Origin of the sequence: Actinomadura sp. 6K520 (assembly GCF_004349245.1) — a bacterium.
Lineage (GTDB): Bacteria > Actinomycetota > Actinomycetes > Streptosporangiales > Streptosporangiaceae > Spirillospora.
In genome coordinates, this window is the sequence record NZ_SMLC01000022.1 from 1 (window position 1) to 24,927 (window position 24,927).

Consider the following 24,927-nt stretch of genomic DNA (forward strand, 5'->3'; position numbering starts at 1 on the left):
CCCAAGCCCTGAACGTGTCGGCCGGGCTGAACGCGAACACCCACAGGACGGGCGGGCACGCGGGCGATGCCTCGGTGGCTCGCGGGGCGGTCGGTGGCGCGGGGGGCGGAGTACGGCACCGTGGTCAGCCGGTAACGTAGCCGAACCAACGCGAAATATCCCCCGGTAGGCGGATCGAGACCCGGAGTTTCATGGGGTACGACGTCAAAATTGTCAAGTCAGCCGAGGTTGCGGAGAGCCGGCAGGATCGGGACCCCTTCTTCGACAACGCCCGTTTCCTGGCGGTGGTCCTGGTCGTCGTCGGACACACGGTGACCCTGTTCCCGCCGAATGACGCGACGCATCCGGCGGTGCTGCTGCTCCAGACCTTCCGGATGCCGCTGCTGATCGTCATCACCGGTCATCTGGCGCGCAACTTCGCCTTCACCGACTCCAAGGTGCGCGGTCTCGTCACCGGGCTCGCCCTGCCCTACCTGATCTTCGAGTTGTGCTACGCGACCTACGCCTGGGCCACCGGTGCGGCCGCCTTCACCCTGCAGATCCTGCTGCCGACCTACCTCATGTGGTTCCTGATGTCGGTGATCATCTGGCGGCTGACCGTCCCGTTCTGGCGGAACGTCCGCTGGCCGCTGGCGATCGCCGTGGCGCTCACCCTCATCTCCTACACCCACGAGATGCCGCACGAACTCACGCTCCGGCGCCTCTTCGCGCTGCTCCCGTTCTTCGTCCTGGGGGTGTGCCTGCGGCGCGAGCACATCAAGTTCCTGAAGAAGCCCGGGATGTCCGCCGTCGGCGTCCTCGTCCTGGCCGCGGGGGTCACCTTCTTCTACACCGGCGGACGCTACGTCCCCGAGTACTGGACCTACTGGGACCGGGGCTACCAGTGGCTCGGCGTCAAGGCGTTCCCCGGAGTGTTCATCCACCTGGGCGTGCTGTGCCTCGCCACGGTTCTCGCCGCCGCCGTCCTGTCGCTGGTCCCCGGCCGGCGGACCTGGTTCACCCCGTTCGGCACCAAGACCCTGTACGCCTATCTGCTGCACGGCCTCGGCATCATGACCGTGGTCTACTTCGGTCTTCACCGGACCGCCTTCGTGCAGACCGTCCCCGGGGTGCTGATCAGCGCCATCGCCGCCGCGGCGGTGGCCGCCCTGCTGTGCACCCCGCCGGTCGTCCGGGCCACCCGCTGCCTGGTCGAACCCAGGGCGGAATGGCTTTTCCGGCGCCGCACCCCGCCCCCGGCACCCTCGAACCACGTCGGCGCGCGGACGCCGACCACGTGCGGCATGTCGGCCGGTGCGTCCACGAGGACGCCGGCCGCGGCGGGACGGTCGTCCCGCCACGGCGGTTCCTCCTCGTAACCGTCGGGGCTACCCGGTCGTCATCCCCACTGGCCCGGCACGTAGCCGCCGGCGGGCTGCCGGGTGATGACGTTCATGCGGTTCCAGGTGTTGATGAGGGCGACGAGGGACACCAGGGCGGCGAGCTGGTCCTCGTCGTAGTGCTTGGCGGCGTTGGCCCAGGTCTCGTCGCTGACCCCGCCGGCCGTGTCGGCGATGCGCGTGCCCTCCTCGGCGAGTTCCAGGGCCGCCCGCTCGGCCTCGGTGAAGACCGTGGCCTCCCGCCAGGCCGCGACCAGGTTGAGGCGCGCCGGGGTCTCCCCGGCCTCGGTGGCGTCCTTGGTGTGCATGTCCAGGCAGTAACCGCACCCGTTGATCTGGCTGGCGCGGATCTTCACCAGTTCCTGCGTCGCGGCCGGCAGCCCGGAGCTCCGCAGGACCTTGTCGGCCGACTGCAGGTGCTTCAGCAGGCGGGGCAGGACGGCGTTTCCGAAGTAGTCGAGGCGGGCGTCCATGGTGCTCTCCTTAGGGTGTCGACTGTTCCACCCCTTCGACGGGGCGGCCCGGTGGGATGTGACATCGGGCGGGCAGCACGCACCCTGGCAAGCGGCGGTCGAGTCCTGTTAAACGTCGGCACTATGAAGTTTTTCGATGATTTGGAACGCCATTGACTTGGCGGGGCGCCGGATCAGGGCGTTGGGCGCCTAATGTGGCGGAATGTCCAATGTCATCCCACGTCAACGCATCATCGAGGGCGCCGCCCGATTGTTCGGAGAGCTCGGTTACGACGGCACGCCACTCCAGCTCATCGCCGACGCCCTGGGCGTGCGCACCTCGGCGATCACGGAGGTCGTCGGGGACAAGCGCACGCTCTACATCGAGGTCATGCGGCAGGCGTTCGAGGCGGAACGGACGGTGCTGGAGGCGGCCGTGGCGGAGGCCGGCAGCGGCCCGGCGGCCGTCCACGAGATCATGGACGCCTACCTGGACTTCCACGTCGCGAACCCGCAGAACCGCGCGCTGTGGGCGCACCGCTGGGTCGCCGACGCCGCCGACCTCTCCGAACTGGAGGACCGCTACGCCCGGCCCCTCTTCGAGCTGGTCGCCGAGAGGATCGGGGGCCTGGTGCCGCCGGACGTCGACACCTACTACCTGCTCGGCACCATGGTCTGGTGCGTGCACGGCTTCCTCGGCTCGGGCCTCTTCGACCGCCCGCGGGGCATGAGGAAGGCCGACGACCCGGCCGCCGTCGAGTCGTTCCGGCGGCACCTGCACGTGCTGATGGACCGCCTGCTCGTCCCCCAGGCACCGCCCCCGAACGGCCGGACCCGGGCGATGGCGCGCAACTGACCCGCCCGCCGACTCACGCCGTGTTCATCGCTCCGCCGGGCGGTGGGGCCGCGGCGCGCGTGAAGCGCTCTCCCCAGTCGTTGAGCCGGTCGAGCAGCTCCGGCGGCTCCACGACCCGGAAGTCGGCGCCGGCCATGCCCATCGCCATGGCGGGCCAGTCCAGGGTGTCGGACATCATCCGCACCCGGCAGCGCTCGGCGCCGATCTCCTCGACGGTGCACCAGCGGCCGATCCGCGCCCGGACGGCCGCCGCCGGCGCGTCGACCAGCACCTCCACCCGGTACGAGTGCGGCGGCGGCTCCCGCAGGCTGCCGCGGACGTACTCGGCGGCGTCCGCGGCGGGCAGCTCGCGGGGACGGAACCGGGCGCCGGTGCCGTCCGGGGCGCTGAGCCGGTCGACGCGGAAGCTGCGCCAGTCGTGCCGGACGAGGTCGTAGGCGACCAGGTACCAGCGGCGCCCGACCGGCACCAGCCGGTGCGGCTCGACGTGCCGGTCGGTGGCCCGGCCCTGGGCGTCGGTGTAGGCGAAGCGGAGCCGTTCGCTGTCGCGGCAGGCCAGCGCGATGGTGGTGAGGACGGCGGAGTCGATGTCCGTCCCGGCCGGGCGGCCCCACTCCGCGGGCACCGTCATCGCGCGCAGCGCCTCCACCCGGTGGCGCAGCCGGGCCGGCATGACCTGCACGACCTTGGCCAGCACGCGCACCGAGGACTCGGCGATGCCCGCCACCGCGCCCTGCGCCGCGGCCTGGAGCCCGACCGCGAGCGCGACCGCCTCCTCGTCGTCGATCACCAGCGGCGGCAGCGTCGCGCCCGCGGCCAGCTGGTAGCCGCCGTCGATGCCGCGCTGGGCGTGGACCGGGTAGCCCAGCTCGCGCAGCCGGTCGATGTCCCGGCGCAGGGTGCGGGCGGAGACGCCCAGCCGGTCGGCCAGCTCGCCTCCGGGCCAGTAGCGGTGGGTCTGCAGCAGGGACAGCAGGCGGAGCGTCCGGTCGCTGGTGTTCGCCATGTCTCCCATTCTCCGGCACTTCCGGTCAGAAAGTGGCCGCTATGGCTCCTAACGTGGTGTTCGTTCGACGGAGCAAGAGCGATCGAAGGCGGAGGCCATGACTGTGAACGCGACGACGGAGAACCCGGGCACCCGTGACCTGGCCGCGGAGCCCACCGGTGAGCGCGCCGACCTGCTGGCGATGCTGGCCAAGCACCGGCACTTCCTGCGCTTCACCACCCGCGGCCTCAGCGACGAGCAGGTCGGGATGCGGACGACGGCGAGTGAGCTGTGCCTCGGCGGCCTCATCAAGCACGTCGCCAACGGCGAGCGAGCATGGGTGGACTTCATCCTGCACGGCTCGTCCGCGATGGGCGACTTCGACGACATGACCGAAGAGGACTTCGCGCAGCGGGACAACGAGTTCCGGATGCTTCCGGGCGAGACGCTGGCCGGTGTGCTCGACGCGTACGCCGAGGTCGCCCGCCGCACCGACGAGCTGGTCGCCACCCTCCCCGACCTGGACGCGACCCAGGCGCTCCCCAAGGCGCCGTGGTTCCAGGACGCGCACTGGTCGGCCAGGCGGGTGCTCATGCACATCATCGCCGAGACGGCCCAGCACGCAGGGCACGCCGACATCATCCGGGAGTCCCTGGACGGCTCCAAGACCATGGGCTGACCCAAAGCGTGAAAGCGCGTCCCCGTCCCGCGCCGGCTCGACGCCATGAAGATCGTGGTGGAGGGTGGGTCCGTGCGGGACGGCGGACGTGAGGATCGTGCTGTGACCCAGGTGCATTCGGTGCTGCTGCGGGCCGGGGAGGAGCGGTGCGCGACGGCCGCCCGGCCGCCCGCCGCGGCGCTGCGGCCGTATGTCGCCGGATACGGGGACTTCCGCACCGGGACGCCGGGAGTCGTGCGGCGCCGGGTCCTGCCGCTGAACCTGGTCACGCTGCTGGTCGACCTCGACGGGCCGGGCCCGCTGGCCTTCGGTGCCCGGGGCGCGCCGATGGTCTACGGGGAGGCGGGCTGGCGGCGCGGCGTCACGGTCGGGTTGACGGTCGCCGGGGCGCGGGCCCTGCTGGGGACGCCGATGTGCCTCCTGACCGGCACGGCCGTCGAGCTCGCGGACGTGCTCGGGCGCCGGGCCGGGGAGCTCGCGGAGCGGCTGGCCGCCGCGCCGGACCCGCCGGCGCGGTTCGCCGTCCTGGACGACCTGCTCACCAGGTGGCTGTGCCCCGGGAAGGGACCGGACGGGCCGGCCATGCTGGGGTGGTGGCGGTTGCAGGAGGCGGCGGGCGGGATCTCCGTCGGGGACCTCGCCGCGGAGATCGGCGTGAGCCGGCGCCGGCTGGAGACCGGGTTCCGGCGGGAGATCGGGCTCAGCCCGAAGACGGTCGCGAGGGTCGCGCGGTTCCAGCGGGCCGCGCAGGTGCTCGGCACGTCCGGCGCGTTCCGGGCCGCCGTCGCCTGCGGGTACGCCGACCAGCCGCATTTCAACCGCGAGGTGCGGGCGATGACCGGGGTCACGCCCACCGAACTGTGCGCATTGCTTCAATACACCGGGCGGCCCACCGGCTAGCGTCCGGGGCCATGACGCTCAACGGCAGGACGGCCCTCGTGACGGGTGGCTCACGGGGAATCGGGCGGGCGATCGTCCGGCGGCTCGCGCGGGAGGGCGCCCGGGTGGTGTTCAGCTACCGGGCGGACAAGGGCGCGGCGGACGCGCTCGCACGGGAGGTCGCGGGCACGGTCGCGGTCCAGGCCGACCAGGAGGACGTCGGCAGCCTCGACGCGCTGTTCGAACCGGTCGCGGACGGGCTGGACATCCTCGTCAACAACGCCGCCGTCAATCCGCCCACCCCGCTCCGCGACATCACCGGCGAACTGTTCGACCGCGTGATGACGGTGAACGCGAAGTTCCCGCTGCTCGCCATGCGCCGTGCGGAGCCGCTGCTGCGCGATGGCGGCCGCATCGTCAACATCTCGACGCTCAACACCGGACTGCCCGTCCCGGGCCTGGCGCTGTACTCGGCGAGCAAGGCCGCGCTGGAGCAGTGCACGGCGGTCGCGGCGCGCGAGTTCGGGGCACGGGGCATCACGGTCAACACGGTGTCTCCCGGTGCGACCGACACCGGCCTGCTGCGGGAGACCAACTCGCCGGAGGCGCTTGAGCAGACCACGGCGTTCACCGCGCTGGGCCGGCTGGGCACGCCCGACGACATCGCGGACGTGGTCGCGTTCCTGGCCGGGCCCGGCGCCCGCTGGATCACCGGGCAGAACATCCGCGTGACGGGCGGCCTCATCCTCTAGCCAGGCCGGTGGCGTCCCGCTGTCAGGAGCCGGCCGAGTCCTCCTGCTCGTGGGGCTGCTTCTTCGTGACCGCGCGGAGCGAGCCGGGCTTGGCCTTCTCCTCCGGGTGGGTCCGGACGCGGAGCAGGCTGGCGACGGTCGTCACGACCAGGATCAGGAGGATCACTCCCAGCGACAGCGGCGTCGGCATCTCCGGCACGGACTTGGAGACGTCCTCGTGCAGGAAATGAAGGATCAGCTTGATACCGATGAAGATGAGGATCGACGACAGGCCGATCGTCAGGTAGACCAGGCGGTCCAGCAGGCCCTCGACGAGGAAGTACAGGGCGCGCAGCCCGAGGAGGGCGAACGCGTTGGCGGTGAAGACGATGAACGGCTCGCTCGTCACGCCGAACACGGCCGGGATGGAGTCGAGGGCGAACAGCAGGTCCGTGCTCCCGATGGCGACGAACACGATCAGCAGCGGTGTCGCGACGCGCCGGCCGTTCTCCCGGGCGATCATCCGGCCGCCGTGGTAGTCGTCGCTGACCGGGAACAGCTTGCGGGCGCGGCGCACCAGGAAGTTCTCCTCGACGTCCGGCTCCTCGTTGCGGTGCCGGATGAGCTGGACCGCCGTCCAGATCAGCACCAGGCCGAAGATCAGGAAGGTGAAGGAGAACAGGCTGATCGCCGCGGCGCCGACCGCGATCAGGACGGCCCGCAGGAGGAGCGCGGCGGCGATGCCGAACAGCAGGGTCTTCTGCTGGAACTCGGCCGGCACCTCGAACCGCGCCATGATGATCACGAACACGAAGAGGTTGTCGACCGACAGGCTCTTCTCGACCACGTAGCCGGAGAAGTACTCGGTGCCCGCCGTCGAGCCGACGAGCATCCACACGGCGAGGCCGAACAGCAGCGCGACGGCGATGTAGAACACCGACCAGAAGGTCGCCTCGCGCATGCCGACCGCGTGCGGCCGCCGGACGGCGACCAGGAGATCCAGCACGAAGAGCCCGACGACCAACGCGATCGTCGCGGTCCAGGCCCATGCGGATATTTCGACCATGCGGCGGCTCCACTCGGTGCGAGGCGACGGCTGTCGTATATCCGTTCTGCGGCGCTTCTACCGTCGAACGCGCGGTGACGCCGACGATACCGGCCGGTGTACGACGGCACACCGAGGTGTGAAGCCCCCCGGCCGCCCCCGGAGCCGGGTGAGTTCGACCCAGGTACAGGATGAGTACTTGCGCCGATGTGGCCGCCCGCGCGCGGACGGCAGGCTGCGGGCATGGATACTTCGCGCTGGCGTCCCCTCGCCCTCCTCGCCAAGGCGGCCCTGGCCGTCCTCCTCGCGCTCGCCGTGGCCTTCCCCGAGTGGGACCGGTTCGCGGACAAGGCGATGGGCGTCCGCGTGGCCGCCTATCCCGCCGCCGTCATGCTCGTGACGCTGGTCTGGGCGCTCCGGGGCCGGGGCAGGGCGTTTCCGTGGGACATCGACCTTCTCGTGACGGCCCCGTTCCTCATCGACGTCGCGGGGAACGCCGCCGACCTGTACGACACCGTGACATGGTTCGACGACGCGTGCCACTTCGGGAACTGGGCGCTGCTCTGCGCCGCGGGCGGCTTGGGCCTGCGGCGGTGGGGCCGCCTCCCGTCCTGGGCGCTCGCGCTGTGCTGCACCGGCATGGGTGCCGCGGCGGCGATCCTCTGGGAGTTCTTCGAGTACGGCGTCTTCATCCTGGACACCCCCGAGAGCGTGTCCATCTACCGCGACACCATCGGCGACCTCATGCTCGGTCTCGCCGGTGCCGCCGCGGCCGGTCTCGTCCTCGCCTTCGCGGCGGCCCGCGCCGCGTCAGTAGACGAGAGCCTGGACGCCGTCGGTCGTGATCTCCTCGACGAAGGTCGGCGCCCCGGCGATGCGGATGCCCGGGAGGACGTCGTCCGGGCCGATGCCGCGGCGGGCCGCGCACTGGGTGCAGAGGGTGACGCGCCCGGCGGAGAGGATCACGGCGAGCAGGTCGTCCAGGGGAGTGGCGTGCGGCAGTGAGAACCCCCCCGCCCGCTCCGGCAGTGCGAACCACGCGGACTCGCCGGTCAGCCAGAGGGAGACGGGCACGTCGCTCGCCGCGGCGGCGGCGGCCACCGTGAACGCCTGGTTGCAGCGCTCGGGTGCGTCGGCCCCCGCCGTGACCTTGATCACCAGTGGTCTCGCCATAGCCGCACTCTAGCCGCGGTCCCCGCGTAGCATCGCGCTATGGGTGGGATGGTGAACGCGGGGATCCTCGTCCTCGTCCTCGGGCTCATGGCGGTCGCGGCCGTCCTGCTGGTGATCCGGCTCGGACGGCTCAAGTAGCGGATCGGGGGCGGACGGGCGCCGACCCGGCGGTGTCGCCGCTACGCTCGGTGCCCATGGATCCTGAGCTGCACCCGGACCTCGAGCCGCTGAAGTTCCTCCTCGGCACCTGGGAGGGAGCCGGCGTCGGCGGCTATCCCACGATCGAGTCGTTCAACTTCGGTCAGGAGATGTCCTTCACCCACACCGGGAAGCCGTTCCTCGTCTACGCCAGCCGGACGTGGCTGATCGAGGAGGACGGCACGCTCGGGCGGCCGCTGGGCATGGAGACGGGCTACTGGAGGCCGCGCCCCGACCACAAGGTCGAGGTCACGCTGGCGCACCCCACGGGCATCGTCGAGATCTACGTCGGGAACGTGGCGTTCACGCGGGTCGAGCTGCAGACGGACGTCGTCGCCCGCACGGAGTCGGCGAAGGAGGTGACGGGCGGGCACCGCCTGTACGGGTTGATCGGCGAGGACCTCGGCTGGGCCTACGACATGGCGGCGATGGGGCACAACCTCCAGTCGCACCTGTCCGCCCAGCTCAAGCGGGTCGGCTGACGCGAGCGCCCGGTCCTGAACGCCCCCGGAGACGAACGCCCCCGGACATGAACGATCCCCGGACCTTCCCGCTCGGGCGGGTGATGGACAGGACGGGTCCATCGGTCCGGGGACCGGGTGTCTGCCTGGTATTCGCCGGTCGCCGTCGCGACCGGTTGCCACCGCCGGGGCGGCGGCGCCGAGGCGGGACGGCGACTAGCGGACAGCCACCTCGCGAGTCCTAGAGTCAATCATTTCTTGGACCACCTCCTTTCGCGCGTACCAAGCACGCTATGCGAGCGCCGCGCGCAGGGGCAAGCCGGTTTTCCCACGGCGGAACCCGCGGCGGGGAGCCGCACCCGGAACCGGGTTCTAGACTTGGGGCATGGTCGAGTCGTGGCAGGAGGAGCTGCGGGCGAAGGGGTACCGGGTCACGCCGCAGCGCCAGCTGGTGCTTGAGGCGGTCACCAACCTGGAGCACGCGACCCCGGAGGAGATCTGCACCGAGGTCCAGCGCACGGCCCGCGGCGTGAACATATCCACCGTCTACCGGACGCTCGAGCTGCTCGAAGAGCTCGGCCTGGTCAAGCACGCGCACCTTGGGCACGGCCCGCCGAACTACCACCTGGCGGCCGATGCGGAGCACATCCACCTGGTGTGCCGGGGCTGCCACACCGTCCAGGACGTCGATCCGCGGGCGGCGACGGGGCTGGCCGACGTCCTGCGGCGCGACTTCGGCTTCGCGACGGACGTGCACCACCTCACGGTGTACGGGCGCTGCAAGGACTGCCGCGCCACGTAGCCTGGTGCCATGGAGAGCCCGCTGTTGCAGACGCCCGGAGCAGTTCCCGCGGACGCGCCCGACCGGGAGGTCGCCGCGCACTACGGGGAGCCTTCGCAGGAACAACGCGCCCTGGAGGACGGGGCCGCGTTCGTCGACCGGAGCAACCGGGGCGTCGTCCGGATCTCCGGTCCCGACCGGCTGAGCTGGCTGCACAGCCTGCTGAGCCAGCACGTGGACGCGCTGAAGCCGTTCGAGCCGACCGAGGCGCTGCTGCTCAGCGCCAAGGGCCACATCGAGAACCACCTCTTCCTGATCGACGACGGCGAGGCCGTGTGGGCGCACGTGGAGCCCGGGTCGGCGGCGCCGCTGGCGGAGTTCCTCGACCGCATGCGGTTCATGCTGCGCGTGGAGGTGGCGGACGTCTCCGCGTCCCACGCCGTGGTCACCGGCCCCGGTCCCGCCGAACCCGGGACGCTCGCCTGGCCGGACGCCGCCGGGACCGTCACCCGCGTCGTGCCGCGGGGCGAGTTCCCCGAGGGGCTGCGCCCGGCGGGGATGTGGGCGTACGAGGCGCTGCGGATCGCCGAGCACCGGCCCCGCTTCGGCGTCGACACCGACCACCGGACGATCCCGCACGAGGCCGGGTACGTGGAGACCGCCGTCCACCTGGCCAAGGGCTGCTACCGGGGGCAGGAGACCGTCGCCCGCGTCCACAACCTCGGGCGGCCGCCGCGCCGCCTGGTGTTCCTGCACCTGGACGGCAGCGTCGACCGGCTGCCCGCGCACGGCGACCCGGTGGAGATCCCCGGCGGGCGGAACGTCGGGTTCGTCGGGTCGGCGGCCCGGCACCACGAGCTGGGCCCGGTCGCGCTGGCGATGGTGAAGCGGAACGTCCCGGTGGACACCGAGCTGCTGGCGGGCGGGGTCGCGGCGGCGCAGGAGGTCGTGGTGTCGCCGGACACCGGGGCGAACGCGCAGATCGCTCTTCGCCGCCGGCCCGCGAAACACGGGTAGCTCACCGACCCCCGGGGCAATATCGTCTGATACAGACGATTTCTCACCTGATGCCGCCCGGGAAAGGTGGATTCCTACCGATGGTCCCGAACCTGGGGAGACCGGAGCCGTCGGCGGCGCGGAAGGGTGCCCGGCGCCTTCCGCGCAGGGAGTCCGCGCTGCTGTGGTGGGCCCTGTTCGCCGCGTTCGCCGGGGCCGCCTGGTGGTTCCAGTCGTGGCGGGTCGCGCTGCTCGGGCTGCTGACGTGGTGCCTGTACGAGTTCCTGCTCGTGCCGACGCTGTGCCGGGTGCTGAAGCGGCAGGGGCACCCCTGCACGAAGCGCGTCCGGGGGCGGCTGTTCGCCTGCGGCCCGAACCACCAGGATATGAAGAACGACGCGCTCTGGCGGCTCGCCGGGCTCCGCAACCCGTTCCAGAAGCGGGCCGAGGACACCGACCCGGAGACCGGCGTCGTCGTCCACTCGCCGGACGTCCGCGGCCGCCTCACCCCGGCCGACCGCTCCCTGGTCGTCCTCGCCGCCCTCGGCACCATCGCAACCCTCGTAGGCACGGTCTACGGCTTCCGCTGACGCCTCCTCGGCGGGACCGTCAGATCTCCACGATCAGGGTGATGGGGCCGTCGTTGACGAGGGACACCTTCATCTCGGCGCCGAACTCGCCGGTCTCGACCTTCGCGCCGAGGGCCCTCAGCTCGCGGACGACCGCGTCCACCAGGGGTTCGGCCACCGGGCCGGGGGCCGCGGCCGTCCAGGTGGGGCGGCGGCCCTTCCGCGCGTCGCCGTAAAGGGTGAACTGGCTGACGACGAGCAGGGGCGCGTTGACGTCCGAGCACGACTTCTCGTCCTGGAGGATCCGCAGGCCCCACAGCTTGGCGGCCAGCCTGCGGGCCTTCCCCGGGTCGTCGTCGTGGGTCACGCCGACGAGGACCATCAGCCCCGGCCCGTCGATCGCGCCCACGACGCGTCCCTCGACGGACACGCTGGCCTGGCTCACCCTCTGGACTACCGCACGCATGGACGTGCATTCTGCCGCGTATTCTGCCGCGTATGGGAGCAACGACGCTCATCACGGTGGCGCCCACGGGCGCGGAGTCCGCGAAGTCGGACGTCCCCGCCCTGCCCGTCACCCTGGAGGAACTGGTCCAGACGGCCAAGGAGTGCGAGGCGGCCGGCGCGGCCGTGATCCACGTGCACATCCGCGACGACGACGCGCGGCCCACGCTCGACCTGTCCCGGCTGCGGGACACGGTGCGGGCGCTGCGGGAGAGCACGGGGCTGATCGTCCAGCTGTCCACGGGCGGCGCCGTCACCGACCCGTATGAGGACAGGCTGCGCGTGCTGGACGCCGAGCCCGACATGTGCTCGCTCACCTGCGGGACGGTGAACTTCGGCGACGACGTCTTCATGAACCCTTGGCCGTTCATGGTGGAGCTTTATCAACGCACCCAGGAGCGGGAGGTCGTCCCAGAGTTCGAGTTGTTCGACCTGGGGCAGATCGCGGCGCTGAACCGCCTCCTGGACAAGCACGGCCTCCCGTATGGGGGGCACGTCCACTGCGACCTGGTGATGGGCGTCCCCGGTGGTATGCCCGGGGACGCGCGGACGCTCGTCGCGGCCGTCGAGGCACTGCCGGACGGCGCGACATGGTCGGCGACCGGCATCGGGCGGACGTCCCTGCCCGTGCTGTTCGCGGCGCTGTCGGCGGGCGGGCACCTGCGGGTCGGCATGGAGGACACGGTCACCTTCGCCAAGGGACGGCCGGTGACGGCGAACGTCCAGCTCGTGGAGCGGGCGGCGCAGGCCGCCCAGCTGGCCCAGCGCCCGCCGATGCGGCCGTCGGACGCACGTGCGCTGCTAGGCATCAAGGCCCGGTGACCGGGCAAAACGCAGGCATGATCAATCCTGTGCTCGTCGAGGTGGAACGGTCCGGGTTCGTGGAGTCCCGCCATCGCGGCGCGGCGGTCGGCCTCGCCGCCGACGGGTCGGTCGCGGTCCGCGCCGGGGACCCCGGTGTGCCGATCTTCCCGCGCTCGGCGAACAAGCCGCTGCAGGCGGTCGCGATGCTGCGGTCCGGGCTCCGCCTGGACGGGGAGCTGCTGGCGCTGGCCGCCGGCAGCCACTCGGGCGAGGAGTTCCACGTCGAGGGGGTGGAGAAGATTCTCGCCGGGGCCGGGCTGGGGGCCGCCGACCTGCGCTGCCCCGAGAGCTGGCCGCTCGACCCCGCCAAGCAGCAGGACGTCGCGCGGGGGGGCGGCGGGGCCTCGCGCATCCGCATGAACTGCTCCGGCAAGCACGCCGCGATGCTCGCCACCTGTGTCGCCGCCGGCTGGCCGACGGAGACCTACCTCGACCCCGGCCACCCGCTGCAGGCGGCCGTGCGGGAGACGGTCGAGGAACTCGCGGGGGAGCCGGTCACGGCGGTCGGCGTCGACGGCTGCGGCGCGCCGCTCTTCGCCCTGTCCCCGGTGGGGGTCGCGCGGGCGTTACGCGCGCTCGTCCTCGCCGGGCCCGGCATGCCGGAACGGCGCGTCGCGGACGCGATGCGCACCCACCCGCAGTGGACGTCGGGCACGCGGCGCGAGGAGCGGCGGCTCATGGAGGCCGTCCCGGGGCTGCTGGTCAAGTGCGGCGCCGAGGGGGTGGACGCGTTCGCGTTCGCCGACGGACGCTCCGGCGCCGTCAAGATCGACGACGGTGCGATGCGGGCCCGGACACCCGTCACCGTCGCCCTCCTGCGCGCACTCGGCGTCGAGGAGGGCCCGGCCGCCGAGCGGACGGACAAGGCCGTGCTGGACGAACTGTCGATCGTCCAGGTCCGCGGCGGCGGCACCGTCGTCGGCGCCGTCCGCCCCACCTCGGGCCTCTTCACCGGCTTCTAGGCGTTGTCGGGGTTTCTGGCCTTCAGCTCCTCGAACTCCTCCTTGAAGACGGTCTGCTCGTAGAGGAGGCCGTCCGGCCACGGGTTCTTCGGTTCCCGGCCCGGCTGCGGGTTGTCGTGGCGGAACTCCTCGGCCTGCGACGCCCGCGAGGGCGGGTAGCTGTGGGAGAACATCCCGGGCCGGTAGGTGTACGTGCCGCCCTGCTCCATGCCGCGGTGGTTGTCCTGGTCGTTCCTGCGGTCCGGGTGGATCGGCCGGGAAGACGCCGTCAGCATCATGTAGAAGCGGGCGAGCAGCGCCACCACGGCGACCACGGGAATGATCCACGCCCATACCCAGGGGCCGCGCGGGGCGGTCTCGGCCAGGGCCGGGTCCGCCAGGATCGTGGCGAGCATTCGGTCCACCTCCCGGGGGTGTTACGGGCCTCGCACGGGTTCATTCAGGGATGTGTCCGCTAAATCCCGTGTTAACCGCATCCGGGGGCGGCTCGGCGGGGTCGCCGACCGTGCGGTTGCGTCCCGCCGCCAGTCCGGGCACCGCCATGACGAGGACGACCCCGAGCACGCAGGCGATCGGAACGCTCCATCCGCCGGTGGCGTCGTGCAGGGCGCCGACGGCGAGCGGCCCGAGCGCCGCGATGACGTAGCCGACGCCCTGCGCCATCCCCGACAGTTGCGCCGCGACCTGGGCATCGTGGGCGCGCAGCCCGATGAACGACAGCGCGGTGGCGAACCCGATGCCCTGGCCCAGACCGAGCACCACCGCCCACACCCACACCGTCCCGATCGGCGCCCAGGTGACCCCGATGAAGCCGAGGAGCGACAGCGTCGCCGTGGTGAGCACCAGCGGACGCTGATCGCGCGTCCGCCGGGCCAGCAGCGGGACGGCGAGCGACCCCACCGCCTGTACCGCCGCCGACACGGCCAGGACGAACCCGGCGGACGTCTCGTCCATCCCGCGGCTCTGGCAGATCGTCGGAAGCCAGCCGAGCACGACGTACGCCAGCAATGACTGCACGCCCATGAACACGGTGACGTTCCAGGCCAGGCCGGAGCGCCAGACCATGGCCGCCACGCCCCGCGACGACGCCGGGCGGGGAGCCGACCGCGCCGCGTGCGCCGCCCTGCGCGCCCGCGGCACCCAGAGCAGCCCGGCGAGCGCCGCCGGTATCGCCAGCAGGCCCAGCGGCAGCCGCCACGACGAGTCGAAGAGGTTCTCGACCGGCACGACCAGCCCGGACGAGAGGGACGCGCCGCTCGTCACGGCCACCGTGTAGACGGCCGTGACCGTGGTGATCCGCGTCGGATGGTCCCGCTTGATGATCGAGGGCACCGCGATGTTGCCGATGCTGATCGCGATTCCGGCGACCAGCGACCCGGCGAACAGCGGGAACGGGGCGTCCAGCAGCCGCAGGAGCAGCCCCGCGACGAGCAGCGCCATCGCGCTGACCAGGAGCGTCTCGGCGCGCGGTGCCCTGCGCAGGAACGGCGCGACGAGCCCGTAGGCGCCGAAGAACAGCAGCGGCAGCGTCGTCAGCGCGCCCGCCGCCGTGCCGGACAGCCGGAACTCGTCGCTGATCTCGGTCAGCACCGGCCCGACCGCCGCGATCGCCGGCCGCAGGCTGACCGCCACGAGGACGATCATCAGCAGCGAACCGGCCGGCCCGGGCCGCCGCGCGGTCACGACGCCCCGCCCGCTCCCACCAGAAACCCCCTCAAGAAAGACGCCAGACATCTTACGGGCGGGTCACGGCACTCCCGGCGAGCACTCCGGCGGTCAGCATGATTAGCCGCGTGCCGTCGGGTAAGGGCGTGGGCGAGGAGGTGCCGCCATGCTCGCCAGCTCGACCCGGCTCGGTGACGGCTACCTCTACGTCATCGCGCCCATCGTGATCTTCTCCGCCCTCGTCGTCTGGATCGCGATGACGCTGCTGACCTCGCGGCACCGCTGGAGCCGGCGGACCCCCGGCGGGCCCGCCGGGATGCCGCACCGGGGTCCCGTCCAGGGCGGCGTGATCCGGGGCAGCCCCGCCCAGCGGACGCGCCGCGACCCCGTCCCGCCTCCGGTGATCCAACGGGAGGCCCAGCAGGTCCGCGAGACGGAGCCGCCAACCGGCGCCAAGCGCGGGAAACGTTTTCGCAGACGCCGTTGACCATGCCGTTGACCAGGAACATCCCCCAGGAACGCGGCGCCCGCCGGTATCGGCACCCATGCCCCGCACCCCGCCCGGCGGGCGCTGTCCGAGCCCGCGGTGATCGTCGAGACCCCTCCCGGCGGTCACCGCGGGTCCGCCCCGCCCCGCCTGTTCAGGTGCCGCGTCACATGCCGCGGGACTGCGAGATGGAGCCCGAGGTGGCGAGGGCGAACGTCCGCATCGACTCGGCGAACTTCGACAGGTCCCATTCGGCGGGGCCCTCGTACCAGTAGAGGTTGTCCGCGCCCTCGGCCCGCTCGCCCGCGTCCTTGACCGTCTCGGCCCACGTCGCGACGGTGTCGAACACGACCGCGTACGGCAGGAACCGGGAGAACAGCGCGATCCGCTGCCGGGACGCCGTCTCGTCCTCGTCCGGGATGACGCCGCGTTCGAGGAACGCGCGGAAACCGATCGTGTGCGCGAGGACGGTGGAGCCGCGCGCCGTCTTCGCGGGCATGTACTGGCCGCCGTACGCCAGCGCCGCGCCCGCGATGATGACCGCGAGTCCCGCGAGGGCCCACTCGGTGGTGAGCGCCAGCGCGACGGTCCCGCCGATGCCGAGGACCGTCACGAGGATGCCCGCGAGCGTCCACCGCGACCGGACGGTGTCGGGCCGGCGCGCGAACCAGCCCTGCTTCACCACGTCGTCGTACATGGCGGACCTGACCTGGGCGAGCTTCGTGGCGAACGTCCCGCCGAGTTCCGACAGCTGCACCGACTCGCGGGCGGTGCCGTCCGGGGCGGTCAGCAGCGCGTCCAGCAGGATCCGCTCGTAGGGCAGCAGGTCGGCGACGGGCCGCTCCAGCCTGCGCAGCGTCCAGTCGAGCCGGCCGGTCACCGCCCTGTCCTCTTCTTCGATCAGCAGGTAGCCGCGGACGGCGAGGTCGACGATCGTCGCGGTCACGTCGATGACGTCGGCCTGCTCGTCGATCAGCGTGCCGATCTGGCCGGGGCGCACCCCGTCCGGCGGCTCGAACTCCGACCCGGCGACCGGCGCGTGGTCGCCCTCCGCCGCCTTCTTCACCACGACGCGCGCATCGCGCCCGCGCAGCAGGTACAGGGCCGCGACGCCGCCGACGAGCAGCACCAGCAGGCCCACGAGCGCGGAGGCGGTGACGGTGTTGACGGCGAACGCGGTCGCGATCGTGTGCCGCCGCTCGTAGAGGGCCTGCCCGCCGGTCGTGCCCGCCGGCAGGCCCGCGACGACCGTGACGTACTCGCCGGGCAGCATCCCCTGCTGGGCGTAGACGCCCTGCGTGTGCGTGTGGTTCATGTAGTACTGCGTGCAGCCGATCGTGCTGCCGATCGGCCCGGTGAAGCAGTTGACGTTGCGGATCGCCGCGCCGGCGTCCACGGTGGCGCGCGCCTCGTCCACCGGGACCTTCCAGCCGCCGATGACCGGCCAGCGCAACTCCTCCGCCTGCCCCATCCGGGTGATCGCGCCGCGCAGGTCGTACTCCAGGACGACCGTGTGGTCGCCGGTCAGCTCCCGCCCGCCGGTCACCCGGACGGTGGTCCGAGTGTCCTCGCTGGACGAGGTGACCTCCGCCGGGCCGCCGTCGGGGCTGCTCGCCCGCAGGTTCGACAGCCGGTGGACGCGGTCCTCGGTCAGGCTCTCGTGCTCGCGCGTCGGGAACGTCCGCTCGAAGCCCTTCTCCCCGGCGAACCGGTAGACGATCGTCTCCCTGACCCGGACCACGCCGCCCTGGCCGGTGGTGAGGACGGCGTCCTCCTTCAGCACCCGGCCCTGCGCCGCCTGCCCCGCCTGGCCCGCGGCTGCTCGCGCGGCGGGCTCGGACGCGGACGCGGCCGCGGCGGTGCAGGCCATCACGGGCAGGAGGGCGAGGGCCGAACAGGCCAGGATGACCGGCCGTACCCGGAAGAACGGCGCAAGAGCTGACATGGCCGCAAATGGTAGCGGGAATGCGTGCGATGATTCTCTGCTATGGCTGGTCAGTACCCCCCACCGCCCCCTCCGGGGCGGCCCCCGGCGCACCCGTACGGCCGCCCCGTGCCCGGTCCGCCGGGATACGGTCCGCCGGGATACGGCCCGCCTCCGTACGGGCCGCCGGGCCGCCCGCCCATGCGGCCGCCGTACGCGCACCAGTACCGCTACGTCCCGATGCGCCCGCCGCCGCGCCGCAGCGCGGGCGGGACGATCGCCGGCATCCTGGGCGCCCTCACGTCGGTGGCCGTCATCGCGATCCTCGGGGCGACGTTCCTCGTCGGGCAGAGCGGTGCCGCCACCACCACCCGGCCCCCGATCACGTCCGGCGGCGGAGGGTCCGCCCGTGAGCAGGCCCTCGGCAACAAGCTCTACGAGACCGGCCCGCTCTCGCCGGTGAACTGCCGGGTGCCTTCGATCCAGCCGAGCAGCGCGTCGATGCGCCGGTTCATGAACATGCTCGGCGACTGCCTGGACAGCTCGTGGTCCCGGCAGTTCCGCAAGGCGGGAATGCGGTTCGACGAGCCCGACCGCGTGTTCTGGGACCAGCCCGGGCGCAGCCCCTGCGGCACCTACCCGGCGCCGGGCGCGTCCGCGTTCTACTGCCCGGCCAACGACACGATGTACGTGGGCGTCCGGCACGTCGTGGAGACCTCGGGCGGTGAGCCGCTCTCCAACTGGTCGGTGTTCGCGCGGGTCATCGCGCACGAGTACGGTCACCACGTCCAGAACCGGGCCGGGATCCTGCTCTACGGGAACCGGCTGATGGACACCGGCGACATCCGGCGGCGCAACGAGGCGAGCCGCCGCATCGAGCTGCAGGCGCAGTGCTTCGCGGGCGCGTTCCTCGGCACCGAGCGGGTCACGCTCCCGATGACGCAGGACCAGTTCAACGCCATGATCAGGGACGTGCGCGGGCGCGGCGACGAGCGCCTGCCGCCCGAGAAGCGCGACCACGGCTCGGGACGCCACTACGCGGGCTGGGTCGTCACCGGCTACGAGGGGCGCCGGCTCGCCGTCTGCAACACCTGGACGGTGCCGTCCGCCAAGGTCAGCTAGCTTTTCCCCCATTTCGCCCACCCTGCGCGGCGGCATGTGAGCGGACTCACCGCCGAGTGCTAGCTAGGCTGCTTGCAATTGCAAGCACCATGACGCAGGGTGGAGACATGGCAAGTTCGAAGGTCGGCTCCATCGGGGAGTACATACGCGAGCAGCGGACGCGGGCGAAGATCTCGCTGCGTCAGCTCGCGGACGTGTCCGGGATATCCAACCCGTACCTGAGCCAGATCGAGCGCGGGCTGCGCAAGCCGAGCGCCGAGATCCTGCAGCAGATCGCCAAGGGGCTGCGCATCTCGGCCGAGGCGCTCTACGTGCAGGCCGGAATCCTCGAAGACCGCGAGGCCGACACGGACGTCCAGGCGGCCGTCCGGGACGACCTGCTCCTCACCGAACGCCAGAAGCAGGTCATGCTCGACATCTACGCCTCGTTCCTCAAGGAGAACGAGGCGGCGGGCATCTTCCCGGGAGGGCACGCCGAGTCCGAACAGGACGCGGCAGGCGGCGGCGCGGCCGACGGCTACCTGGCCGGCGGCGACGCGGCCGCACGCGCTTCCGAGCGCGGCCGCGCCGGGCGAGTGGCGTACGAACCGGATGTCCCCGAACGAGCCATTCCAGAGCACACCGAACAGGATGGAAAGGATGAGGTCGGATGACGCTGGCCAGCAATTTCCGTGAGAGCAAGGCCGTGTACGCCGTGGCCGGCGCCGGTGACTTCGCGGTGGAGAAGATCCGCGAGGTCCCGGAGCAGGTGACCAAGTACCAGGGCCGTGCCCGTGAGACCGCGACGAAGTACCAGGGCGAGGTCCGCGAGACGGTCGACCGCTACCGCTACCAGGTGCGCGACACCGTCGAGCGCTACCGCGGCGAGGTCTCCCGCTACCAGGAGCGCGTCGACGCCAAGGACCTGCCCGGCGCGGCCGTCGCCTACGCGACGCACTTCGGCACCCGGGCGGCCGGGTTCATCGACGAGCTCGCCGAGCGCGGCAAGAAGGTCGTGCACCGCGAGGCCGTCGAGGTGGCCGAGCTGACCGAGGCCGAGTCGGCCGAGGCGAAGCCGGCCGCGGGCACGAAGGCCCGCACCTCCCAGGCGCGCAAGCCCGCGCAGGGGAGGACGCAGGGCCGCTCCACCGCGAAGAAGAACGGCGCCTGAGCGCGCTGCGATTCGGGGCCCGGCCGGGAACACCCGGCCGGGCTCCTTCGTCTTCCCCCACAGGCGGCTCCGTTTTCGCCGGTGAAGGCGGGACGCCGGTCAACGCTGGACGACGCGCATAGGGTTGGGGTAGTCAGACCCCGTGTGCGCGGCGTGGAGCCGCCGTCCCGAAACGAGCAGGAGCGCTGATCGCCGATGTCGGGCTTCAATGTCCTGGACTACTTCTTCTGGCTGCTGCTGATCATCGCGTTCGTGATGGAGGCGTGGGCGCTGGTCGACTCGCTGTCCGTCCCGGAGAACGCGTACTCCGCCGCGGGCAAGTGGCGCAAGAAGATGTGGATGATCGTCCTGGTCGTCGCGGTGGTGCTGGGCGGCGCCCACGCGATCGCGCCCGCCGCGCTCGGCATCCGCCCGATCGGCCTGCTGATCGGCATCCTCCCGGTCGCGGCGTTCATCGCCGCCGCCATCTACCTCGCCGACGTCCGCCCGGCGGTGGCGCCCTACAAGAAGAACGGCCGCGGCGACCGCCGATCGGGTCCCTACGGCCCCTGGTGATCTCTAAGGTGGGCGCATGAGCGAGGTTCATGGGCGCACGACCCGGCTGGAACTGGACGACCAGGCACTGCGCGAATGGGAGGCCGTCGTCCTCGACGCGGGCCCCGAGGGGATCGTCCTCGACAGGTCGGCGTTCTATCCGGGCGGCGGGGGCCAGCCGCCGGACCACGGGGTCCTGCTGTGGCAGGGCGTGCAGACCCGCGTCGCCGGGGTGCGCAAGGGCGACGACCTGGAGCTGATCCCGGTGGAGGGCGACCCGGTCCCGCCGGTAGGCACGGTCGTGCGGGGCGCCGTCGAGGACGACCGCCGCACCGCCCTGATGCGCACCCACTCGGGGCTGCACCTGCTGTGCGGGGTGGTCTTCCGCGACTACGGCTGCCTCGTGACCGGCGGGAACATGGAACCGCTGACCGCGAGGATGGACTTCGACCTGCGGGAGGTCCCGCCCGGTTTCAAGCAGGCCGTCGAGGACGCGTGCAACGCCGAGGTCGAGGCCGACCGGCGCATCGACGTCAAGACGCTCCCGCGCGCCGAGGCGTTCGAGATCCCCGACATCATCCGGACGGCCACGAACCTGGTGCCGCCCGAGGTGCAGGACGTCCGCATCGTCGACATCGTCGGCCTCGACACGCAGGCGGACGGCGGCACCCACGTCGGCTCCACCAAGCAGATCGGCCGCATCCGGGTCGCGAAGGTGGAGAACAAGGGCCGCGGCTTCCGCCGCATCCGCCTCAAGATCGAGGACTAGCGCGACGGGCGGGTGAGGGCGTCGACCGAGGCGAGGCCGCGCTCCACGATGTCGACGGCCCGGTCGAGGGCCCTGCGCATCGACAGCGGGTCGTAGCCCTCGCGGCGGCAGTGCGCGACGACCGCCTGCATCCCGCCGATCGCCACGCCGGACGCGGCCACGGCGTCGATCTCCGCGAGGTCGGGGCACAGGTCGCGCAGCAGGGCCTCGATCTGCTCCTGGGTGTTCAGCATCCGCTGGAGCGCCTGCGCCCGCAGGCCGGGACGCTCCTGGATCAGGGCGATCTGCACGGCCCCGTACTCGCCGTGCTCGGCGACGAGCGCCGCCAGGACGTCGATGACGCTGCGCCGGATCGTCTCCATCGGCGTCTCGCCCGGGGTACGGCGCAGCTGCTCGGACACTTCGGCGAGCCGGTCGTCGATCTCGGCGAAGACCACGTCCTCCTTGGACGGGAAGTAGCTGAAGAACGTGCGGGGCGACACGTCGGCCGCGGCGGCGATCTCCGCGATCGTGGTCTCCTCGTAGCCGCGCTCGGCGAACAGCCGCAGCGCGGCGGTCGCGATGGCCTGCCGGGTGCGCCGCTTCTTGCGCTCGCGCAGGCCCGGCGGCGCGGAGTCGTGATCATCGGCCGTGCCGTGCATGTGACGGACATTACCATGACTGCAAAGTTGCATCGGTTGCAAAAGTGCAGCGATAGGTGTTCTCTGCGGGTATGGCGCGATTCGCGGAGGGCGGGGCGGCGGGGCGGCCGGACGAGTCCGGCAGGATCGCGCGGTTCCTGGGCGGGCTCGGCCGGCTCTGCGTGCGGAGACGGCGCGCGGTCTTCGAGCTGTGGGTCGTCGCGATCCTCGGCGCCGGTGTGCTCGGCCTCATGCACGGCGGCATGTTCGTCCAGCAGAGCTCCCTGCCCGGCACCGAGACCCAGCTCGCCATCGACGCGCTCGCCGAGGACTTCCCGGCGATGACCGGGCCGACCTCGACCGTCGTCTTCCACGAGACGTCCCGGACCGGCCCCGCGGACTGGCGCGTGGCCCTCGCCATCGGCGAGTCGATCGACAACATCTCCAGGCTCGACCGGGTCGCGTTCGTCGAGAACCCCTACGTCCAGGGCATGGGCGGGCTGAAGTCGGACGACGCGGTCGTCGTCCGGCTCAACTACACCGGGACGATGAGCGACGTCAGCGCCGCCGACCTCGACGAGCTGAACGAGGCCGTCGAACCGGCGCGGATGGCCGGGGCCGACGTCAAGTTCGGCGGGATCGTCTCGATGATCCTGAACCAGCCGAAGGGCGGCCCGCAGGAGGGCGCCGGGATCGTCCTGGCCATGGTCGTGCTGCTGCTCGCGTTCGGGTCGTACCTCGCGGCGGGCATCCCGATCCTGGTGTCGCTCTGCGCGCTGGCCGTCTCGTACTCGCTGATCCACTTCCTGGCGTCGATGTTCGAGCTCGCGCCGACCGCGCCGATGGTCGCCGCGATGCTGGGCATCGGCGCCGGGATCGACTACGCGCTGTTCATCGTCACCCGCTACCGGCAGCAGCTCGCCGAGGGCGACGACGTCGAGACCGCGGTCGGGCGCGCGATGGCGCACGCGGGGCACGCCGTGGTCTTCGCCGGCGGCACCGTCGTGTTCGCGATCTGCGGGCTGTTCCTCTCCGGGATCGCGTTCGTCGGGCGGATCGGGATCACCACGGCCCTGGCCGTCGCCATCATGGTCGTCGCCGCGCTGACCCTGCTGCCCGCCATCCTGGGGTCGCTGGGGGAGCGCATCGACCGGTACAAACTGCCCCGCGCCCGGCCGGACCGCAGCTCGCAGCGGTGGACGACGTGGGGACGCCACGTGGACCGCAACGCCTGGCCCTACGCGATCGTCGCGACGCTCGTCCTGCTGGCCCTGTCCGTGCCGACGCTCAGCCTGCGGTTCGGGGTGATGGCCGACAGCATGGCGTCCCCCGAGATGGAGACCCGGCAGGCGTTCGACATCGTCGCCGAGGAGTTCGGCGCCGGGCACTACAGCCCGTTCGTGGTCGTCGCGAAGGTGCCGGATGAGCAGGAGCGGGAGAAGCCCGAAAGGGCGGTCCCCACGGTCGACGGCATGCAGGGACTGGCCGGCCTGACGGGACCCGCGGCTCCGCAGGCGACCCCGTCGCCACCGGCCGGGGAAGCCCGCCCCAAGGGTGCCCCGGACCCGGACAAGAAGCCCGACGAGCGGGCGGTCCTGCTCGGGCAGGAGCTGCAGCGCGTCCTGTCCGAGGCGCCCGGCGTCGTGCTCGCCGGCGAGCCCGTGGTGACCGGGACGACCGCGATCGTGCGGGTCACCCCGCGGGACGCGCCGCACGCCGAGACGACCACCGACCTCGTCCACCGGCTGCGGAACGTGGAGCTGGCGCAGGTGCGGGCGGACAACCCCGGGGCGGAGATCTACCTCGGCGGCGAGAACCCCGCGATCATCGACATCGCCGAGACCGTCGGGGACCGCATGCTCACCGTCGTCGTCGCGGTCGTGAGCGTCGCGCTGCTGCTCCTCGTCATCGCCTTCCGGTCGATCATCGTCCCGCTGAAGGCCGCGCTGATGAACCTGCTGTCGATCGGGGCGTCCTTCGGCGTCGTCACGGCCGTCTTCCAGTGGGGCTGGGGGATCGGGCTGCTGGGCGTGGACCAGGCCATCCCGATCATGTCGTTCGTGCCGCTGTTCATGTTCGCCCTGGTCTTCGGGCTGTCCATGGACTACGAGGTGTTCCTGCTGTCGAGGATCAAGGAGGAGTACGACCGGACGGGCGACCCGCACGAGTCCGTCACGATCGGCATCGGGGCCACCGCGCGGCTGATCAGCTGCGCCGCGCTCATCATGATCTTCGTGTTCGCCAGCTTCGTCCCGCAGCCCGACCCCACGATCAAGATGATGGCGCTCGGCCTCGCGGTCGCCGTCGCGGTGGACGCCACGATCGTCCGGCTCGTCCTCGTTCCGGCGCTGATGAGCCTGCTCGGCCACGCCAACTGGTGGTGGCCCGGCCGGGGCCGCCCCACCCCGCCGCCGCCACCGGCCCCGGAGCCGGAACCGGACGCCGAGCAACTGGAACTGGAGCTAACGCGCTGACGCGCCGTCGGAGGCGGGGGCGTCGTCCAGCAGCTGGGCGCGGAGAGCGGTGTGCACCCACCGCTCCCACCGGTCCGGCGGCCACGCGCGGTCCCGGGTCAGGACGAGGAAGAGTTCCGGGCTGAGCAGACCGTAGAGGACGTCCGCCGCCTCCTCCGCGGAGACGGCCGGGCGGGCGCCCGGCTTCCCGGTCAGGCTTTTCGCGGCCGTGGAGATCACCGTGTACCGGGGGTCGTCCCGTTCCGGCCACAGCTCCTTGATCTCCGGGTTGGTCGCCGCCGCGGCCCTGACCATCTCGTTGACGGCCGCGACGCGTTCGAGCGTCCCCCGGGTGCCGGCGACCAGCGCGGCCAGCGCCGCCTCGGCGGTGGCCGCCTCCGTGACCTCCGCGAACCACGCCCGGCCCAGCGTCGGGACGGGTTCGTCGTCGCCCGCGATCGCGACATCGACCAGCGCCTTGAGCAGCGCGGGCTTGTTCCGGAAGACGAAGTAGATCGTCTGCACCGCCACGCCCGCCCGGTCGGCGATCTCCTGCAGTTTCGTCGCCCCGTACCCCTGCTCGACGAACAGCGCGCCGGCCGCGTCGATGATCCGCCGCCGTGTCTCCCGGGACTTCTCGTCCCGGCGCCGCCGCTTGACCTCACCCATGATTGGAGCCTATATCTAGA

28 protein-coding genes are annotated in these 24,927 nt (G+C 72.0%); 18 read left to right on the forward strand and 10 right to left on the reverse strand.

The genetic code is table 11. The annotated features are described in order from the left end of the window. Positions 1-191 precede the first annotated feature (191 nt). Positions 192-1,358, forward strand: coding sequence for an acyltransferase family protein (locus E1289_RS08525; RefSeq protein WP_131977109.1), 1,167 nt, complete (start codon positions 192-194; stop codon positions 1,356-1,358). Between the two features lie 20 nt (positions 1,359-1,378). Here the strand turns inward: E1289_RS08525 and E1289_RS08530 are convergent, their stop codons facing one another. After that, on the reverse strand, positions 1,379-1,852 hold the full coding sequence (locus tag E1289_RS08530; RefSeq protein ID WP_131977111.1) for a carboxymuconolactone decarboxylase family protein: 474 nt from the start codon (positions 1,850-1,852) through the stop codon (positions 1,379-1,381). Between the two features lie 202 nt (positions 1,853-2,054). On the opposite strand from E1289_RS08530, the gene E1289_RS08535 reads away from it, so the two are divergent. Beyond that, positions 2,055-2,687, forward strand: a complete 633-nt coding sequence (locus E1289_RS08535; RefSeq protein WP_131977113.1) for a TetR/AcrR family transcriptional regulator — start codon at positions 2,055-2,057, stop codon at positions 2,685-2,687. Positions 2,688-2,700: 13 nt separating this feature from the next. Here E1289_RS08535 and E1289_RS08540 read toward each other — a convergent pair whose 3' ends face one another. After that, the gene (locus tag E1289_RS08540; RefSeq protein ID WP_131977115.1) at positions 2,701-3,693 is read right to left on the reverse strand and encodes a YafY family protein; all 993 of its coding nucleotides are present in this window, start codon (positions 3,691-3,693) and stop codon (positions 2,701-2,703) included. 97 nt (positions 3,694-3,790) lie between these two features. Here E1289_RS08540 and E1289_RS08545 point away from each other — a divergent pair, with 97 nt between their 5' ends. The 3 genes from E1289_RS08545 to E1289_RS08555 all read left to right on the forward strand — a co-directional run bounded on the left by E1289_RS08545 (position 3,791) and on the right by E1289_RS08555 (position 5,982). After that, positions 3,791-4,351: a DinB family protein gene (locus tag E1289_RS08545; protein WP_131977116.1), complete on the forward strand. Its 561-nt coding sequence runs from the start codon at positions 3,791-3,793 to the stop codon at positions 4,349-4,351. Positions 4,352-4,453: 102 nt separating this feature from the next. Then, complete coding sequence (locus E1289_RS08550; protein WP_207928867.1) at positions 4,454-5,251, forward strand: helix-turn-helix transcriptional regulator; 798 nt, start codon at positions 4,454-4,456, stop codon at positions 5,249-5,251. A gap of 11 nt (positions 5,252-5,262) precedes the next feature. Beyond that, a complete protein-coding gene (locus tag E1289_RS08555) occupies positions 5,263-5,982 on the forward strand; it encodes an SDR family oxidoreductase (protein ID WP_131977120.1) in 720 nt (239 codons plus the stop codon). A gap of 22 nt (positions 5,983-6,004) precedes the next feature. On the opposite strand, the gene E1289_RS08560 is transcribed toward E1289_RS08555, so the two are convergent. Both E1289_RS08560 and E1289_RS08565 read right to left on the reverse strand, forming a co-directional pair. Further along, entirely contained in the window at positions 6,005-7,027 is a 1,023-nt protein-coding gene (locus E1289_RS08560; RefSeq protein ID WP_131977122.1) for a TerC family protein, read from the reverse strand. A gap of 789 nt (positions 7,028-7,816) precedes the next feature. Then, on the reverse strand, positions 7,817-8,179 hold the full coding sequence (locus E1289_RS08565) for a DsrE family protein (RefSeq protein WP_131977124.1): 363 nt from the start codon (positions 8,177-8,179) through the stop codon (positions 7,817-7,819). Between the two features lie 194 nt (positions 8,180-8,373). On the opposite strand from E1289_RS08565, the gene E1289_RS08570 reads away from it, so the two are divergent. The 4 genes from E1289_RS08570 to E1289_RS08585 all read left to right on the forward strand — a co-directional run bounded on the left by E1289_RS08570 (position 8,374) and on the right by E1289_RS08585 (position 11,205). Then, positions 8,374-8,859, forward strand: a complete 486-nt coding sequence (locus E1289_RS08570; RefSeq protein WP_131977126.1) for an FABP family protein — start codon at positions 8,374-8,376, stop codon at positions 8,857-8,859. A gap of 364 nt (positions 8,860-9,223) precedes the next feature. After that, complete coding sequence (locus E1289_RS08575; RefSeq protein WP_131977128.1) at positions 9,224-9,640, forward strand: transcriptional repressor; 417 nt, start codon at positions 9,224-9,226, stop codon at positions 9,638-9,640. Between the two features lie 9 nt (positions 9,641-9,649). Further along, positions 9,650-10,636 carry a glycine cleavage T C-terminal barrel domain-containing protein gene (locus tag E1289_RS08580; RefSeq protein ID WP_131977130.1) on the forward strand — a complete coding sequence of 329 codons (987 nt, stop codon included), beginning with the start codon at positions 9,650-9,652 and terminating at the stop codon, positions 10,634-10,636. An 80-nt stretch (positions 10,637-10,716) separates the two neighbouring features. Next, positions 10,717-11,205 (forward strand): hypothetical protein, encoded by a 489-nt coding sequence (locus E1289_RS08585; RefSeq protein WP_131977132.1) that lies wholly within the window; start codon positions 10,717-10,719, stop codon positions 11,203-11,205. A gap of 19 nt (positions 11,206-11,224) precedes the next feature. On the opposite strand, the gene dtd is transcribed toward E1289_RS08585, so the two are convergent. Next, positions 11,225-11,650 (reverse strand): D-aminoacyl-tRNA deacylase, encoded by a 426-nt coding sequence (dtd, locus tag E1289_RS08590; RefSeq protein ID WP_131977134.1) that lies wholly within the window; start codon positions 11,648-11,650, stop codon positions 11,225-11,227. 32 nt (positions 11,651-11,682) lie between these two features. Between dtd and E1289_RS08595 the strand changes: the two genes are divergently transcribed. Beyond that, positions 11,683-12,510: a 3-keto-5-aminohexanoate cleavage protein gene (locus tag E1289_RS08595; RefSeq protein WP_131977135.1), complete on the forward strand. Its 828-nt coding sequence runs from the start codon at positions 11,683-11,685 to the stop codon at positions 12,508-12,510. Positions 12,511-12,527: 17 nt separating this feature from the next. Then, positions 12,528-13,514: an asparaginase gene (locus E1289_RS08600; protein ID WP_131977137.1), complete on the forward strand. Its 987-nt coding sequence runs from the start codon at positions 12,528-12,530 to the stop codon at positions 13,512-13,514. Here E1289_RS08600 and E1289_RS08605 read toward each other — a convergent pair. Beyond that, a complete protein-coding gene (locus E1289_RS08605; protein WP_131977139.1) occupies positions 13,511-13,909 on the reverse strand; it encodes a hypothetical protein in 399 nt (132 codons plus the stop codon). The genes E1289_RS08600 and E1289_RS08605 overlap by 4 nt on opposite strands. Before the next feature lie 40 nt (positions 13,910-13,949). Beyond that, a complete protein-coding gene (locus tag E1289_RS08610) occupies positions 13,950-15,197 on the reverse strand; it encodes an MFS transporter (RefSeq protein ID WP_131977141.1) in 1,248 nt (415 codons plus the stop codon). Positions 15,198-15,345: 148 nt separating this feature from the next. On the opposite strand from E1289_RS08610, the gene E1289_RS08615 reads away from it, so the two are divergent. Further along, a complete protein-coding gene (locus E1289_RS08615; protein WP_131977143.1) occupies positions 15,346-15,666 on the forward strand; it encodes a hypothetical protein in 321 nt (106 codons plus the stop codon). 166 nt (positions 15,667-15,832) lie between these two features. On the opposite strand, the gene E1289_RS08620 is transcribed toward E1289_RS08615, so the two are convergent. Next, a complete protein-coding gene (locus tag E1289_RS08620) occupies positions 15,833-17,611 on the reverse strand; it encodes a DUF2207 domain-containing protein (protein ID WP_243712705.1) in 1,779 nt (592 codons plus the stop codon). Between the two features lie 108 nt (positions 17,612-17,719). Here E1289_RS08620 and E1289_RS08630 point away from each other — a divergent pair, with 108 nt between their 5' ends. From E1289_RS08630 to E1289_RS08650, 5 genes are all read left to right on the forward strand, one after another. Next, positions 17,720-18,712: a neutral zinc metallopeptidase gene (locus E1289_RS08630; protein WP_243712706.1), complete on the forward strand. Its 993-nt coding sequence runs from the start codon at positions 17,720-17,722 to the stop codon at positions 18,710-18,712. Between the two features lie 107 nt (positions 18,713-18,819). Then, complete coding sequence (locus E1289_RS40070) at positions 18,820-19,365, forward strand: helix-turn-helix transcriptional regulator (RefSeq protein WP_279487076.1); 546 nt, start codon at positions 18,820-18,822, stop codon at positions 19,363-19,365. Further along, positions 19,362-19,862: a hypothetical protein gene (locus E1289_RS08640; protein ID WP_131977145.1), complete on the forward strand. Its 501-nt coding sequence runs from the start codon at positions 19,362-19,364 to the stop codon at positions 19,860-19,862. Before E1289_RS40070 ends, E1289_RS08640 begins: the two co-directional genes overlap by 4 nt. A gap of 195 nt (positions 19,863-20,057) precedes the next feature. Then, entirely contained in the window at positions 20,058-20,417 is a 360-nt protein-coding gene (locus E1289_RS08645; RefSeq protein ID WP_131977147.1) for a DUF2516 family protein, read from the forward strand. 16 nt (positions 20,418-20,433) lie between these two features. Next, positions 20,434-21,165 carry an alanyl-tRNA editing protein gene (locus E1289_RS08650; protein ID WP_131977149.1) on the forward strand — a complete coding sequence of 244 codons (732 nt, stop codon included), beginning with the start codon at positions 20,434-20,436 and terminating at the stop codon, positions 21,163-21,165. Here E1289_RS08650 and E1289_RS08655 read toward each other — a convergent pair. Next, positions 21,162-21,806 carry a TetR family transcriptional regulator gene (locus E1289_RS08655; protein ID WP_131977151.1) on the reverse strand — a complete coding sequence of 215 codons (645 nt, stop codon included), beginning with the start codon at positions 21,804-21,806 and terminating at the stop codon, positions 21,162-21,164. The genes E1289_RS08650 and E1289_RS08655 overlap by 4 nt on opposite strands. 71 nt (positions 21,807-21,877) lie before the next feature. Between E1289_RS08655 and E1289_RS08660 the strand changes: the two genes are divergently transcribed. Continuing rightward, positions 21,878-24,259: an MMPL family transporter gene (locus E1289_RS08660; protein ID WP_131977153.1), complete on the forward strand. Its 2,382-nt coding sequence runs from the start codon at positions 21,878-21,880 to the stop codon at positions 24,257-24,259. Here the strand turns inward: E1289_RS08660 and E1289_RS08665 are convergent. Further along, complete coding sequence (locus tag E1289_RS08665) at positions 24,248-24,907, reverse strand: TetR family transcriptional regulator (RefSeq protein ID WP_131977155.1); 660 nt, start codon at positions 24,905-24,907, stop codon at positions 24,248-24,250. The genes E1289_RS08660 and E1289_RS08665 overlap by 12 nt on opposite strands. Positions 24,908-24,927 lie beyond the last annotated feature (20 nt).

Bases quoted from the DNA above. Each gene is read 5' to 3' on its own strand.
- E1289_RS08525 (WP_131977109.1), top strand. From the start codon at position 192: ATGGGGTACGACGTCAAAATTGTCAAGTCAGCCGAGGTTGCGGAGAGC.
- E1289_RS08530 (WP_131977111.1), bottom strand. From the start codon at position 1,852: ATGGACGCCCGCCTCGACTACTTCGGAAACGCCGTCCTGCCCCGCCTG.
- E1289_RS08535 (WP_131977113.1), top strand. From the start codon at position 2,055: ATGTCCAATGTCATCCCACGTCAACGCATCATCGAGGGCGCCGCCCGA.
- E1289_RS08540 (WP_131977115.1), bottom strand. From the start codon at position 3,693: ATGGCGAACACCAGCGACCGGACGCTCCGCCTGCTGTCCCTGCTGCAG.
- E1289_RS08545 (WP_131977116.1), top strand. From the start codon at position 3,791: ATGACTGTGAACGCGACGACGGAGAACCCGGGCACCCGTGACCTGGCC.
- E1289_RS08555 (WP_131977120.1), top strand. From the start codon at position 5,263: ATGACGCTCAACGGCAGGACGGCCCTCGTGACGGGTGGCTCACGGGGA.
- E1289_RS08560 (WP_131977122.1), bottom strand. From the start codon at position 7,027: ATGGTCGAAATATCCGCATGGGCCTGGACCGCGACGATCGCGTTGGTC.
- E1289_RS08565 (WP_131977124.1), bottom strand. From the start codon at position 8,179: ATGGCGAGACCACTGGTGATCAAGGTCACGGCGGGGGCCGACGCACCC.
- E1289_RS08570 (WP_131977126.1), top strand. From the start codon at position 8,374: ATGGATCCTGAGCTGCACCCGGACCTCGAGCCGCTGAAGTTCCTCCTC.
- E1289_RS08575 (WP_131977128.1), top strand. From the start codon at position 9,224: ATGGTCGAGTCGTGGCAGGAGGAGCTGCGGGCGAAGGGGTACCGGGTC.
- E1289_RS08580 (WP_131977130.1), top strand. From the start codon at position 9,650: ATGGAGAGCCCGCTGTTGCAGACGCCCGGAGCAGTTCCCGCGGACGCG.
- E1289_RS08585 (WP_131977132.1), top strand. From the start codon at position 10,717: ATGGTCCCGAACCTGGGGAGACCGGAGCCGTCGGCGGCGCGGAAGGGT.
- dtd (WP_131977134.1), bottom strand. From the start codon at position 11,650: ATGCGTGCGGTAGTCCAGAGGGTGAGCCAGGCCAGCGTGTCCGTCGAG.
- E1289_RS08595 (WP_131977135.1), top strand. From the start codon at position 11,683: ATGGGAGCAACGACGCTCATCACGGTGGCGCCCACGGGCGCGGAGTCC.
- E1289_RS08600 (WP_131977137.1), top strand. From the start codon at position 12,528: ATGATCAATCCTGTGCTCGTCGAGGTGGAACGGTCCGGGTTCGTGGAG.
- E1289_RS08605 (WP_131977139.1), bottom strand. From the start codon at position 13,909: ATGCTCGCCACGATCCTGGCGGACCCGGCCCTGGCCGAGACCGCCCCG.
- E1289_RS08615 (WP_131977143.1), top strand. From the start codon at position 15,346: ATGCTCGCCAGCTCGACCCGGCTCGGTGACGGCTACCTCTACGTCATC.
- E1289_RS08620 (WP_243712705.1), bottom strand. From the start codon at position 17,611: ATGTCAGCTCTTGCGCCGTTCTTCCGGGTACGGCCGGTCATCCTGGCC.
- E1289_RS40070 (WP_279487076.1), top strand. From the start codon at position 18,820: ATGGCAAGTTCGAAGGTCGGCTCCATCGGGGAGTACATACGCGAGCAG.
- E1289_RS08640 (WP_131977145.1), top strand. From the start codon at position 19,362: ATGACGCTGGCCAGCAATTTCCGTGAGAGCAAGGCCGTGTACGCCGTG.
- E1289_RS08645 (WP_131977147.1), top strand. From the start codon at position 20,058: ATGTCGGGCTTCAATGTCCTGGACTACTTCTTCTGGCTGCTGCTGATC.
- E1289_RS08650 (WP_131977149.1), top strand. From the start codon at position 20,434: ATGAGCGAGGTTCATGGGCGCACGACCCGGCTGGAACTGGACGACCAG.
- E1289_RS08655 (WP_131977151.1), bottom strand. From the start codon at position 21,806: ATGCACGGCACGGCCGATGATCACGACTCCGCGCCGCCGGGCCTGCGC.
- E1289_RS08660 (WP_131977153.1), top strand. From the start codon at position 21,878: ATGGCGCGATTCGCGGAGGGCGGGGCGGCGGGGCGGCCGGACGAGTCC.
- E1289_RS08665 (WP_131977155.1), bottom strand. From the start codon at position 24,907: ATGGGTGAGGTCAAGCGGCGGCGCCGGGACGAGAAGTCCCGGGAGACA.